The 12,161-nt window shown below is 67.9% G+C and carries 11 protein-coding genes; 8 read left to right on the plus strand and 3 right to left on the minus strand.

From position 1 onward, the window contains the following. The first annotated feature begins 4 nt into the window (after positions 1-4). From V7060_RS10290 to V7060_RS10300, 3 genes are read left to right on the plus strand one after another with little or no spacing between them, the layout of a single operon-like run. The gene (locus V7060_RS10290; protein WP_334179338.1) at positions 5-1,003 is read left to right on the plus strand and encodes a cupin-like domain-containing protein; all 999 of its coding nucleotides are present in this window, start codon (positions 5-7) and stop codon (positions 1,001-1,003) included. A 25-nt stretch (positions 1,004-1,028) separates the two neighbouring features. After that, complete coding sequence (locus V7060_RS10295; protein ID WP_334179147.1) at positions 1,029-2,537, plus strand: tryptophan halogenase family protein; 1,509 nt, start codon at positions 1,029-1,031, stop codon at positions 2,535-2,537. 17 nt (positions 2,538-2,554) lie between these two features. Next, complete coding sequence (locus V7060_RS10300; protein WP_334179148.1) at positions 2,555-3,424, plus strand: NAD-dependent protein deacetylase; 870 nt, start codon at positions 2,555-2,557, stop codon at positions 3,422-3,424. Here the strand turns inward: V7060_RS10300 and V7060_RS10305 are convergent. Beyond that, positions 3,399-5,603, minus strand: a complete 2,205-nt coding sequence (locus V7060_RS10305) for an EAL domain-containing protein (RefSeq protein ID WP_334179149.1) — start codon at positions 5,601-5,603, stop codon at positions 3,399-3,401. The two genes, V7060_RS10300 and V7060_RS10305, sit on opposite strands and share 26 nt — an antisense overlap. A gap of 435 nt (positions 5,604-6,038) precedes the next feature. Between V7060_RS10305 and V7060_RS10310 the strand changes: the two genes are divergently transcribed. The 3 genes from V7060_RS10310 (at position 6,039) to hemC (ending at position 8,495) form a co-directional block, all read left to right on the plus strand. Beyond that, positions 6,039-6,725 carry an alpha/beta hydrolase gene (locus V7060_RS10310; RefSeq protein ID WP_334179339.1) on the plus strand — a complete coding sequence of 229 codons (687 nt, stop codon included), beginning with the start codon at positions 6,039-6,041 and terminating at the stop codon, positions 6,723-6,725. A 95-nt stretch (positions 6,726-6,820) separates the two neighbouring features. Further along, positions 6,821-7,549 (plus strand): LytTR family DNA-binding domain-containing protein, encoded by a 729-nt coding sequence (locus tag V7060_RS10315; protein ID WP_334179150.1) that lies wholly within the window; start codon positions 6,821-6,823, stop codon positions 7,547-7,549. Positions 7,550-7,586: 37 nt separating this feature from the next. Beyond that, positions 7,587-8,495, plus strand: a complete 909-nt coding sequence (gene hemC, locus V7060_RS10320; protein WP_334179151.1) for a hydroxymethylbilane synthase — start codon at positions 7,587-7,589, stop codon at positions 8,493-8,495. Positions 8,496-8,510: 15 nt separating this feature from the next. Here hemC and V7060_RS10325 read toward each other — a convergent pair whose 3' ends face one another. Next, complete coding sequence (locus tag V7060_RS10325; RefSeq protein WP_334179152.1) at positions 8,511-9,422, minus strand: DUF481 domain-containing protein; 912 nt, start codon at positions 9,420-9,422, stop codon at positions 8,511-8,513. Positions 9,423-9,972: 550 nt separating this feature from the next. On the opposite strand from V7060_RS10325, the gene V7060_RS10330 reads away from it, so the two are divergent. Next, the gene (locus V7060_RS10330; protein WP_334179153.1) at positions 9,973-10,944 is read left to right on the plus strand and encodes a YafY family protein; all 972 of its coding nucleotides are present in this window, start codon (positions 9,973-9,975) and stop codon (positions 10,942-10,944) included. Between the two features lie 150 nt (positions 10,945-11,094). Here the strand turns inward: V7060_RS10330 and V7060_RS10335 are convergent, their stop codons facing one another. Then, positions 11,095-11,679, minus strand: a complete 585-nt coding sequence (locus V7060_RS10335; RefSeq protein WP_334179154.1) for a lipocalin family protein — start codon at positions 11,677-11,679, stop codon at positions 11,095-11,097. Between the two features lie 139 nt (positions 11,680-11,818). Here V7060_RS10335 and V7060_RS10340 point away from each other — a divergent pair, with 139 nt between their 5' ends. Continuing rightward, entirely contained in the window at positions 11,819-12,136 is a 318-nt protein-coding gene (locus V7060_RS10340; RefSeq protein WP_334179155.1) for a hypothetical protein, read from the plus strand. The last annotated feature ends 25 nt before the right edge of the window (positions 12,137-12,161 follow it).

Below are 12,161 nucleotides of genomic sequence, written 5' to 3' on the forward strand. Positions count from 1 at the left end.
GCCAATCCGGGAGCAGCGCGGTGATGTGGGTGATGCGCTGTCCAGCGTGTTGCCGGCCTCATCCGGGCCGGTCGTGCTGCGAGGGCTTGTTGCGCATTGGCCGATGGCCGCGGCAGCGCGCGAATCGCCGCAGGCGGCCGTGGCCTATCTGCATGGCTTCGTACGCAAGGACGCGCCGCCGGTGGTCGCGACGGTCGCGGCCCCCGAGGTCGGCGGAAGGGTGTTCTACAACCACGACCTGAGCGGACTCGATTTCCGCCAGGAACAGATTCCGCTGGGCACAGTGCTCGATACGCTGCTCAAGTACGCCGGGCATCCGTCGCCACCGATGATCTACGTCGCGTCGACGACGATCGATACCTGGCTGCCGGGCTTCAGCGACGACAACGGCCTGTCCCTGGGCGGGCGCGATCCGCTGGCCAGCATCTGGATCGGCAACCGCACCCGCATTGCCGCGCACCAGGATGTCCCCGACAACATCGCCTGCGTGGTGGCGGGGCGTCGCCGCGTCACCCTGTTTCCCCCGGACCAGTTGCGCAACCTGTACATCGGTCCGCTGGACCTCACGCCCGCCGGGCAGGCCATCAGCTTGGTCGATTTCGCGGCGCCCGATCTGGACCGTTTCCCGCGCTTCGCCGAAGCGATGCGGCATGCGCAGGTGGGCGAACTCGAGCCGGGAGACGCGGTACTGATCCCCAGCATGTGGTGGCACCACATGGAAGGACTGGAGCCGTTCAACGTGCTGGTCAACTACTGGTGGCGCGACGCGCCGGACTGGATGGACACGCCGATGAACGTGCTCATGTACGCACTGGTGGCCATCCGCGACCTGCCACCGCACGAGCGCGAGACCTGGAAAGAGGTGTTCCGCCATTACGTGTTCGAGGCCGACGCCGATACCGCCGCCCACATCCCCGAACACGCTCGCCGCCTGCTTTCGCCTTTCGACGAGATGCGCGCCCGCGATCTTCGCGCACGCTTGCTCAAACGCATCAACCGCTGACCAGAGACCACCAAGGAATCCGCTCGTGAGCGACCACGACAACGACATCCGCAACCGGCGCGTGAAGCGCGTGGTCATCGCCGGCGGCGGGACGGCAGGCTGGATGGCTGCGGCCGCGGTCTCCCGGGTCCTGGGTGCGACGCTGGACATCACGCTGGTGGAGTCCGAGGAAATCGGCACCGTGGGCGTCGGCGAAGCCACCATCCCGACGCTGCTGAGCTTCCACCGGATGATCGACATCGGCGAGCAGGAGTACATGGCCGCGGTGCAGGGCACCGTCAAGCTTGGCATCTCGTTCGAGAACTGGCTGGATGTCGGCCATCGCTACATCCACTCGTTCGGGTTCAGCGGCAAGGAGCGGGGAACGACCGGTTTCCAGCATTTCTGGCTGCGCGGGCGAAACGAAGGTACCGCCAGCGGCTACGAGGACTACTGCCTTGAACTGAAGGCGGCGACGGAGGACCGCTTCGCGCATCTCCCCAACGGGGGCCTCAACTATGCGTACCACATGGACGCCAGCCTGTACGCCAGGTTCCTGCGGAAGTTCAGCGAACGCCATGGCGCCACGCGCGTGGAAGGCAAGATCGCCGAGGTCCTGACCGACGCGGAATCGGGCTACATCACCGCGCTGAAGATGGAGAACGGCGACACGATCGAAGGCGATCTCTTCATCGACTGCACCGGCTTCCGTGCGCTGTTGATCGGCAAGACACTGGGCGTGGGGTTCACCGACTGGTCGCACTGGCTGTTCAACGACAGCGCCCTGGCCACCCAGACCACGGCGGTGCGCGATGCCGTGCCGTATACCCGTGCCATCGCGGGCACCGCCGGCTGGCAGTGGCGCATCCCGCTGCAGCACCGCGTGGGCAACGGCATCGTCTACTCGAGCCGCCACATCAGCGACGACGAGGCGCGCGAGCAGTTCCTCTCGAGTGTCGAGGGCGAGGTCATCAAGCAGCCGTGGCCGATCCGCTTCAAGCCCGGCCAGCGGCAGCAATGCTGGGCGAAGAACTGCGTGGCGCTGGGACTGGCCGGCAGCTTCATCGAGCCGCTGGAGTCGACCACCATCCACTTGATCCAGCGCGGCATCGTGCACCTGCTGCAGAACTTTCCGCAGGTGATCACCCAGCCCGCAATCGATGAGTACAACGCACGGCTTGATGAAGAACTGCAGCACGTGCGGGATTTCGTGGTGATGCACTACCACCTCACCGATCGCCGCGACTCGCCCTATTGGCGCGAGATCGCGGAGATGGAGATTCCCGCCACGCTGAGCCACCGCATCGAGCTGTTCCGCGAAACCGGGACGGTGTTCCATGTGCCGGGCGAGTTGTTCGGCGAGAACTCCTGGATCCAGGTGATGATGGGGCAGGGCATCGTGCCGAAGCGCTACCACCCGACGGCAGACGTGTTGTCACCGGATGAACTGAAGCGTTTTCTCGATGGCGTACGCCACCACGTGCTGGGGAACGTGCAGCGGATGCCGGCGCACATGGATTACCTGCGCAACTATTGTCCCGCGCCCAGACCCTGATCCGGGCCGACGCCGGCATGGCCTATGCTGCCGGCATGGACGACGCGAGACTCGAGGATTTCGTGGCGGCGCACCGCCGCCTGTTCGTGTTGACCGGGGCGGGCTGCAGCACCGCGTCCGGTATTCCCGACTATCGGGACGAGCAGGGCGCATGGAAGCGCACGCCGCCGGTGACCTACCAGGCCTTCGTCGGTGACGCAGGCACACGCCAGCGCTACTGGGCGCGTAGCCTGCTGGGCTGGCCGCGCATCGCGGACGCCCGGCCGAACGCGGCGCATCGCGCGCTGGCCGCGCTGGAATCGCAAGGCCGCTGCGAGCTGCTGCTGACCCAGAACGTCGATGGTCTGCACCAGGCCGCCGGCAGCGCATCGGTGATCGATCTGCATGGCCGGCTGGACGGCGTGGTCTGCCTGGCGTGCGGCGCATCGTCCGCGCGTGCCCGGCTGCAGGTGCGCCTGGCGCAGGCCAATGCGGCGTGGCTCGATCTGGAGGCAGGCACGGCACCGGACGGCGACGCGGATCTGGAGGGAATGGACTTCGGTACGTTCCAGGTACCGGCATGCGAGACCTGTGGCGGCATGCTCAAGCCCGACGTGGTGTTCTTCGGTGAGAACGTGCCACGCGACCGCGTCGAGACGGCGATGGCGCATGTGGGTCGTGCCGACGCGATGCTGGTGGTCGGGTCGTCGCTGATGGTCTATTCGGGACTGCGCTTCGTGCATGCCGCCGTGCGCCAGGGGCTGCCGGTCGCAGCGGTCAGCCTGGGTCGCACGCGCGCCGACGATCTGCTGCAGTTCCGGGTGGCGGCGCCGTGCGCCGATGCGCTCGGCTTCCTGCTGGAAGGCGCCGGGCCTCCCTCGCTCACTCGGCAGGTGGCTGCAGGCTGACCCAGCGTTCCAGCGAATGCGGCGACAACGGGCGCGAGACGTAATAGCCCTGCAGCAGATCGCAGTTGAGGGACGCCAGCACGGCCCGTTGCGCGGCGTTTTCCACGCCTTCGGCGACGACCTTCAGCGACAGGCTCTCGCCGATGCGCAGGATGGACGTGGTGAGCGCCCGCGCGGATTCGCTGTGCTCCAGGTCGCGGACGAAGCTCATGTCCAGCTTCAGTTCGCTGATCGGCAGGCGGTGCAGATGGCTCAGGCTGGAATAGCCGGTGCCGAAATCGTCGATCGACAGGCTCACGCCCATCCGGTGGATCGCATCGATGTTGGCCAGCACTTCCGGCTTCTGCGCCAGCATCACGCTTTCGGTCACCTCGACCATCAGTTCGTCCGGCGACAGGCCGCACTTGCCGAGCACGCTGCCGATGAACGTGGGCAGGTCCTGCTGCTCGAAGTTGATCGCCGACAGGTTCACCGATACGCGCGGCACCGGCACGCCGCGGCGACGCCAGTCCGCCATCTGCGTGCAGGCCTCTTCCAGCGTCCAGCGGCCCAGTTCGTCGATCAGGCCGCACTCTTCGGCCATCGGGACGAAGGTCGCGGGCGAGATTTCGCCGATCTCCGGGTGCCGCCAGCGCAATAGCGCTTCCACGCCATGCAGGCTCGCGACGTCGTCCAGCGCGACCTGCGGCTGGTAGTGCAGGCGCAGCTGGCCGCTACGGACGGCTTCGCGCAGTGCATTCTCGAGCGCGAGGCGTTCCTGCATCGCCTGGTTCATTTCCAGGCTGTAGAAGACGATGCGCGCGCCGCCTTCGGACTTGGCGCGGTACATGGCGATGTCGGCATGCCGCACCAGCGAGTCGACATCCCAGCCATCGGCAGGGAACATCGCCACGCCCACGCTGGCCTGCGGGGTGAGCATCATCCGGCCGGCATTGAGCGGTTCCGACAGCCTCGCCATCAGCCGGTCGGCGAGGTTGGCGGCCTCTTCCGCCGTGCGGTCGGGGATCGCCAGCACGAACTCGTCGCCCGCCAGCCGTGCCACCACGTCGACGTCGCGCAACTCGCCGCCCAGGCGCTTGGCGAGTTCGCGCAACAGTGTGTCGCCGGCCGTGTGTCCCTGCGTATCGTTGACGATCTTGAAGCGGTCGATGTCGACGAACAACAGCGCCACCTGGCTGTCGCGGCGCGCGGCCCCGAGCAGCATCTGCTCGACCTTGCTGTTGAACAGCGCGCGGTTGGGGAGCCCGGTGAGCGTGTCGAAGAAGGAGAGCTGGTGCATGCGGGCACGGGCGCGTTCGCGCTCCATGGCCAGGGCGCACAGATGCAGGCAGACATCGGCCACGCGCTGGTGGAATTCGTCCGGCGCGCGGTTTTCCCAGTAGTACAGCGCGAACGTACCCAGCACGCGGCCATCGTTGCCCTTGATCGGGCTGGACCAGCAGGCGCGGATGCCGAGCGCAAGGAAGGGGGCGTTGTGCGCCTGCCAGCGCGGGTCGCGCTCGATGTCGCTGCACTCGACCGGTTGCCCGCTCCAGGCGGCCGAACCGCAGGCGCCGACCATCGGGCCGGCCAGTTCGCCATCGATCATCGTGGCGATGTGGTCGGGCAGGCTGGGCGACGCCAGTGGCCGCATGCGGCCGTAGTCGTCCAGCCCGATCACCGAGGCCACCGCCTCCGGCATGACTTTTTCGACTTCGCGGCAGACCAGGGTCAACACGTCCTGCAGCGGTTGCTCGCGGACGATCGCGCCGAGCACCTTGCGGTGCATCTCCTCGTGCAGCTTGCTGTGGGTGATGTCGGTGTAGACGCCGAGCAGGTAACGCACGTTTCGTTCGGGATCGTAGACCGGGTTGACCACGGCGGAGATCCACAGCGGCACGCCGTTCTTGGCGTAGACCAGCAGTTCGGTGCGATAGCCCTGCTGCGCATGCAGTTGTCCGCGCACCCATTCGACGGTTTCGGGATCCGTATGCGGACCCGCGAGGAAATCACTGGGCCGGCGCCCCACGGCGTCTTCCCGTGTGTAGCCGAACATGCGGGTGAAGCCCTGGTTGGTCCAGGTGACGCGCGCCGTGTCGTCGCAGACCACGATGGCGTTGTCGCTGTGGTCGATGACCCAGGACACGTCCGGTTCGCCGTCGGCGATGTGCGAAGGCATGGCGATGGCAGTAGGCCTCACGGTCGGTTCTTCCCCAAAAGAACGGTTGCCGCCAGATGGACCGGGTACGCCACTGCATTCCCTGCCAAGTCGCCCCCGAAACAGGACATGACGTTGCGGCATCGCCCTTGTTCGCAGCACTTTACCTGAAGTTCTCCGCCACGCGGGCGCTTGGCGGGATGCAAACGATTCCAGTCTCACATCACGACGCGCGTGCGTTACAGGAGTAAGCCATCGACCCACGACGTCGCGCGCCGCGTCGGGGAGCGCATGACGGGGGCGCCCCTGCGTGCGGCCGAAGCGCCGGGCGCACGCCTGCCGGTATCCGGACAGGCGCGCACGCGGGCCGCACTGGCCGGACTGCCGCCTTGCGTGCTGATCGCCGCCAAGCAGGCGCATGCATCGAGCTGCGACGGCCGAGTGGTGTCGGCCGGCCTCTGCGGCGAGAATGGGGGCATGACGACCTCTTCCGCTTCCGACGTACTCGATACCGCCGAACATGAAACCGGCCCCGCGCCACAGTGGTCCGTGCTGTGGCTGCACGGACTGGGTGCCGACGGCCATGACTTCGCACCGCTCGTGCCCGAACTGGTACGGCCGGGCTGGCCGTCGCTGCGGTTCGTGTTCCCGCATGCGCCGGTGCGCGCGGTGACCATCAACAACGGTGTGCGCATGCGCGCGTGGTACGACATCGTGGGCATGGATTTCCCCACCCGGGCGGACAGCGCCGGCATCGAGGAATCCATCCTCCAGGTGGAGGCACTGATCGCACGCGAGCAGGCGCGCGGCATCGCGCCGGAGCGCTTGCTGCTGGCGGGTTTTTCGCAGGGGGGCGCCATCACCTTGGCCGCCGGGTTGCGCCGCAAGGTGCCGCTGGCGGGTCTGATCGCCCTGTCGACCTACCTGCCCGGTGCCGCACAGGCCGCCAGCCACCTGGACCCGGCGGCGACCGCGCAACCGGTCTTCATGGCGCACGGCAGCGGCGACCCGGTGATCCCGCTGGTCCATGCCGAACAGAGCGCGCGCGTGCTGGGCGAACTCGGCTTTGGCGTGCAGTGGCACCGCTATCCGATGGCGCACCAGGTCTGCGCTGAAGAGATTCGTGACCTGGGTGACTGGATGGCGGAGCGATTTGCGTTGTAATTCCCACGCGCCCCCCGCGGGATGACGCGTGGCGTCGCCACGGGTACCCTAGGCCACGGGGGATCACGCCAACGTTCACCGAGGACGCCTTTGCCGTGAAAGTGGTCATCGCAGACGACGAATTCCTTGCCCGCGAACGCCTGCGCGCGCTGCTCGCAGAGCATCCCGGCGTCGAGGTGGTCGCCGAGGCCGAGAACGGCCTCGATGCGCTGCAGGCGTGCTCGCAGCATCGCCCCGACATGGTGCTGCTCGACATCGCCATGCCTGGCGTGGACGGCCTGGAAGCCGCGCGCCATCTGGCGGCGTTCGATCCGCGGCCGGCGGTGGTGTTCTGCACCGCGTACGACGAGCACGCGCTGTCCGCCTTCGAGGCGGCCGCCATCGATTACCTGATGAAGCCGATCCGGCCCGAGCGGCTGGCCGCCGCGCTCGAACGCGCACGCACCCTCATCGCCGGTCGCGAGAGCCATCCGCCGGCGTCGAGCAGCCAGCCGCGCACCCATCTGTGTGCCCGCCTGCGCGGCAGCCTGCGGTTGATCCCGGTCGACGAAGTGCATTACCTGCAGGCCGAGGAGAAATACGTGGTGGTGCACCACGCCCGCGGCGAGGACCTGATCGAAGAATCGCTGAAGTCGCTGGAAGAAGAGTTCGGCAGCCGCTTCGTACGCATCCACCGCAACTGCCTGGTCGCGCGGCACGAACTGGTCGAGATCAAGCGTATCGGCGACGGCCACGTGCAGGCCATCCTGCGCCATGGCAAGGCCCCGCTCGAAGTCAGCCGCCGCTGCGTGGCCGGCCTGCGCGAGACCGTCAAGGCGCTCTGATCCCCGCGGGCGCCCTGCCATGCGGGATAATGCCCGCATGACCACGTTGCGCATCGCCACCCGCAAGAGCCCGCTCGCCCTCTGGCAGAGCGAACACGTCGCCGACCGCCTGCGTGCCGCCCATCCCGGGCTGGTGGTCGAGCTGGTGCCGATGAGCACGCGCGGCGACGAGGTGCTCGACCGTTCGCTGGCCGCGATCGGCGGCAAGGGCCTGTTCCTCAAGGAGCTGGAGCTGGCGATGCTGCGCGGCGAAGCCGATTGCGCCGTCCACTCATTGAAGGACGTGCCGATGGAACTGGAAGGCCCGTTCGCCCTACCGGCCATCCTCATGCGCGCCGATCCCGCCGATGCCTTCGTTTCCAATCGGTACGCCGGTGTCGTCGCGCTGCCGCAGGGTGCTCGCGTGGGGACGTCGTCGCTGCGCCGGCAGGCGCAACTGCGCGCGTGGCGGCCCGACCTCGAATTGCTCGACCTGCGCGGCAACGTCAACACGCGCCTGGCCAAGCTGGATGCGGGCGAGTACGACGCCATCGTCCTGGCCTGTGCCGGCCTGCAGCGGCTCGGCTTCGAATCGCGTATCCGCGCGCGGCTGGACGCGCCTGACTGGCTGCCGGCGCCTGCGCAGGGAGCGGTCGCGGTCGAGTGCCGCGCCGAAGATCCCGACACGCATGCGCTGTTCGCCGTGCTGGACGATGCCGCCACCCGCGTCTGCGTGGAAGCGGAGCGGGCGATGAACCGCGCACTGCACGGCAGCTGCCATGTGCCGGTGGCGGCCTTCGCGCAACGCGACGGCGACGATCTCGTCCTGTCGGGGCTGGTGGGTTCGGCGGCGGACGGGCAGGTGCTGCGTGCCGAAGCGCGTGGACCCGCCTTCGATCCCGATGCACTCGGTCGCCGGGTCGCCGCGCAGTTGCTGGAGCAGGGTGCGGGTGCGTTCCTCGCCTGACCCTGCGCGACGCTTTTACTTGAAGCGGTAGACCACGTTCATCGTGGTGAGCGTGTCGGTCTTCTTGATGTCCGGCGCCACGTCGCTGTTGTGGCGCGCCTGCCAGCCGGCCTTCAGGGCCAGGTGCGAATTCATCGTCACCGACACGCCCAGGTCGTTCTGCGCGAACGTGTTGTATTCGCCGGATTCGACCAGCAGCTTGTTGACGATTTCGGTGTTCTCGCTCAGCGCGTAGCGCATGTCGATGAGGCCACGGCCGATGAAGCTGGCCTCGTTGCGCCCGTCCAGCGTGTCGTAGGCGCGGCGGAAGCCGGGGCCGACCTGCAGGTCGAGGTGCGCGCGCTCGTTCTCGATCACCCGGTTGCCGTAGCTCAGGCTGATCGACTGTTGCCGGCTGTAGGTACCGAAATCGTCTTGCTCGTGGCGCACCGACGTATTGAGCGTGCCGCGGTCGTCCATCAGGTAGGCGCTGTTGGCGGTCACCGTGTAGCGGTTCGCCGTCGTGCGCCTGTCGCGGACCACGCTGCCATCGTCCTGTGTGCGCGTGTATTCCGAGCGCGAATGCAGGCCGAACAGGCTGGCGCTGTGCCGCCATGCGCTGCCGTCGTTGTAGGTCAGGTCCAGCCGGCCGTTGAAACTCTCGTTGTTGGTGTTGCCGCTCGCGGCCGCGAAGCCCAGTTCACCACCGCCGGTAAGGGTCGGTGCGGGAGGCGCGGGCGGCGGCGGTTCGGGAGGCGCTTCCGGGATCGGGCGCACGGCCATGGCGACCACCGGCAGTGCCATGCCTTCCTGCTTGCCGAATCCCTTGCCCGCCCGGGGCGCGTCGACCTTCTCGTTGCGCGGCAGCAGGACGTCGGTGGCCTGCGCCTGGGCCGCGCCCGCCAACAGGGCAATGGCGAGCAGGGAAAGGGGCATACGGGGGAACATGGCGAATCTCGGGGCAGCGGGTTGTAATCGGTTACATGTTAGGCGGCGACGTGTGACGCCACAACCCAAGTGCTTGTTCCGATTCAGGTTTGCGACATGGATTGTGCCATGGACGGCGTCCGGATCCCGGATGTCCGTCACGGTCGGCGGGATGCGGCGGCGCGCGTCGAAGGGCTGCCGACGGAACGGCCGACTCACCTCGCCCGTCTGCGGGTTCATCCGGTTCGCGAACACGGTGCTGCGGGGCGGGCGGGATACGCGGGCGCACGGATTCCGTCGCGGGGCATTCGCGCCCCGTTCGCCTGACTTTCCATGTGCCGATGCTGGCGGAACGAGTGCGGGTGCTGTCGCCAGCGGCCGGGAACCATACAGCGCCTTGGGTCCGTGCGTTGAGGGCGCCACGGCGGCGAGGACACGCCGCAGTACCAGGCACCGCACGGGCCCAAGGCGCCGTCGGCGCAGGTCCCCTGTCTCTGTTCCAACGCCAGGCAGGCGACGAAAACGGCCACCCGTCGGTGATAATCCCGCCACGCCCCCTGCCGTGCCGCTCATGGACAAGATCGAACGCATCACCGCCCTGCACCGCATCCTCAAGGCGGCGCGCTATCCGGTCACCGTAAAGCGCCTGCAGGAAGAACTGGGCTGCTCGCGCGCGACGGTCTATCGCGACCTCGCCTACCTGCGCGACGCGCTGATGGCGCCGATCGAAGGCGATGGCGAGGCGGGCTTCCGCTACCACGCTGCCGAAAGTGACCGCTTCGAACTGCCCGGTCTGTGGCTGAGTTCGGAAGAACTCTATGCCTTGCTGGCGGCGCAGCAGTTGCTGGTGCGGACCGGCGGCGGCGTGCTGTCGGGCGCGCTGGCGCCGCTGCAGAAGCGCATCGAAGGCCTGCTCGCCGACCATGCCGGCGTCGACCAGTGGCCGGTCGACCGCGTGCGCGTCATCCCGCATCGCGGCCGCACGCTGGACGAAGCCAGTTTCCGCACCGTCGCGTCCGCCGTGCTGGCGCGCAAGCAGCTGCAGTTCGAGTACCGTGCGCGCTCCACCGACGAGCGCACCCGGCGCACGGTGTCGCCGCAGCGCATCACCCATTACCGCGACAACTGGTACCTGGACGCCTGGGACCACGAGCGCAACGCGCTGCGCAGCTTCGCGGTCGACCGCGTCGGCCATGCGCGCATGGCCGAAGAGGCCGCCCGCGACCTGCCCAACGAGCAACTGAACCAGCACCTCGCCTCCAGCTACGGCATCTTTTCGGGCGAACCGAAGGGCTGGGCGACGATCCTGTTCAGTGCCAAGGCCGCGCGCTGGGTGGCCGACGAGCAATGGCACTCGAAGCAGCAGGGGCGCCACCTGCCGGATGGCCGCTACGAACTGAAGATCCCCTACAGCGTTTCGCGCGAGCTGTTGATGGACATCCTGCATTACGGCGCCGACGCCGAGATCGTCGAACCCGCCGTGCTGCGCGAGCAGGCCAAGGCACTGCTGGAACTGGCGCTGTCGAACTACGAGAAGAGATGATCTTCTGTAGGAGCGACGTCAGTCGCGACCGTTGATCTTGAGTGTCTTGATCCTGGTCGGCTCGGCAAGCGAACGCCACTTTCCTAAAGGAACGCCAAGGACCACTTCCTCATCCGGTCGCGACTGACGTCGCTCCTACAGGGAACCGAATCACGGCTCCTTCGGTCCGCCGAATCCCGGCTTGCCCACCTGGGCGGGCACCTGCGGCACGCGGACCAGTTGTCGGGCGTTGATGCCGTGGTCGCGGGCGCGCTTCACCAGGTCCTGGTACTGCGCATCGTCCATCACGGCATCACGGGACAGGATCCAGCCCATGTCACGGCCCGGGTAGTCGGCCAGCGCCCAGGAATAGTCCGGGGCCACGTCGACGATGCGCCATTTCGCCGGCACCACGCCGACGAACCACAGCGTCCATTCGCGGTTGCCGGACGCGCCCTTGACCGACGCGCGCGCTTCGCGCGACTGCTCGGGCTGATCGAAGCCTTCGCGGTAGTGGTAGGTCACGCCGACCTTGTCGGCGTCGCGCAGGACGTATTCGTAGCGTGCGGCGACGTGTCCGCGTTCGGCGAAATACGGGATGTGCGCCACCACCTGCCACGTCCCCATGAAGCGGGGCAGGTCGACCGCGTCCGGCACGTCCGGCACCGCGCCGCGGCTGGCACAGCCACCCGCCAGGCCGGCCACCAGGACAACCAGGGCGATGCGGGCCACGCGGTTAAACGACGCCAGGGACATGCGGAACTCCTTCCTTCCTCATACGGGCACGCTAGCCATCAGGATGCGAGGGAGATGTTAACCGGTGATGTCGCAACCCGTGAGATCTGCGTGCGCGACCGTGACGCCGTACTGACATCACACAAGGGAGTCCTTCACCATGTCCACGCTGTCGCTGACGTCTTCGCACGCGGTTGTCCGGGATCGTCCGGATGTCCATCTCGATCGCGTGTTGCGCAGGCTCGTGGTCACCGGCCTGGCGCTGGTGCTGCTGGTGCCGCTGGCGCGGGCAAGCACCGACTGGCTGGGCTGGCTTCCGCTGTGGCTGGTCGGCATGCCGGCGGCGGCCTGGTGGGCACTGCATCGTTTCCGCCTTCCGTCGGGTTGGACGGCGCGCGCAGGGCTGCGGCGGCGTCGCAGTCCGCAGGCGCGGCGGGTCCGGCCCCGGCGCGCGGCCGCCCTCCTGCGGGCGGCCTGACCTTCGGCATGGGGTGGCCTCCGGG

The sequence above is a fragment of the Pseudoxanthomonas sp. genome (genome assembly GCF_036845285.1).
Taxonomy (GTDB): Bacteria; Pseudomonadota; Gammaproteobacteria; order Xanthomonadales; family Xanthomonadaceae; genus Pseudoxanthomonas_A.

Bases quoted from the DNA above. Each gene is read 5' to 3' on its own strand.
- hemC (WP_334179151.1), top strand. From the start codon at position 7,587: ATGACCACGTTGCGCATCGCCACCCGCAAGAGCCCGCTCGCCCTCTGG.
- V7060_RS10335 (WP_334179154.1), bottom strand. From the start codon at position 11,679: ATGTCCCTGGCGTCGTTTAACCGCGTGGCCCGCATCGCCCTGGTTGTC.
- V7060_RS10300 (WP_334179148.1), top strand. From the start codon at position 2,555: ATGGCCTATGCTGCCGGCATGGACGACGCGAGACTCGAGGATTTCGTG.
- V7060_RS10325 (WP_334179152.1), bottom strand. From the start codon at position 9,422: ATGTTCCCCCGTATGCCCCTTTCCCTGCTCGCCATTGCCCTGTTGGCG.
- V7060_RS10310 (WP_334179339.1), top strand. From the start codon at position 6,039: ATGACGACCTCTTCCGCTTCCGACGTACTCGATACCGCCGAACATGAA.
- V7060_RS10330 (WP_334179153.1), top strand. From the start codon at position 9,973: ATGGACAAGATCGAACGCATCACCGCCCTGCACCGCATCCTCAAGGCG.
- V7060_RS10340 (WP_334179155.1), top strand. From the start codon at position 11,819: ATGTCCACGCTGTCGCTGACGTCTTCGCACGCGGTTGTCCGGGATCGT.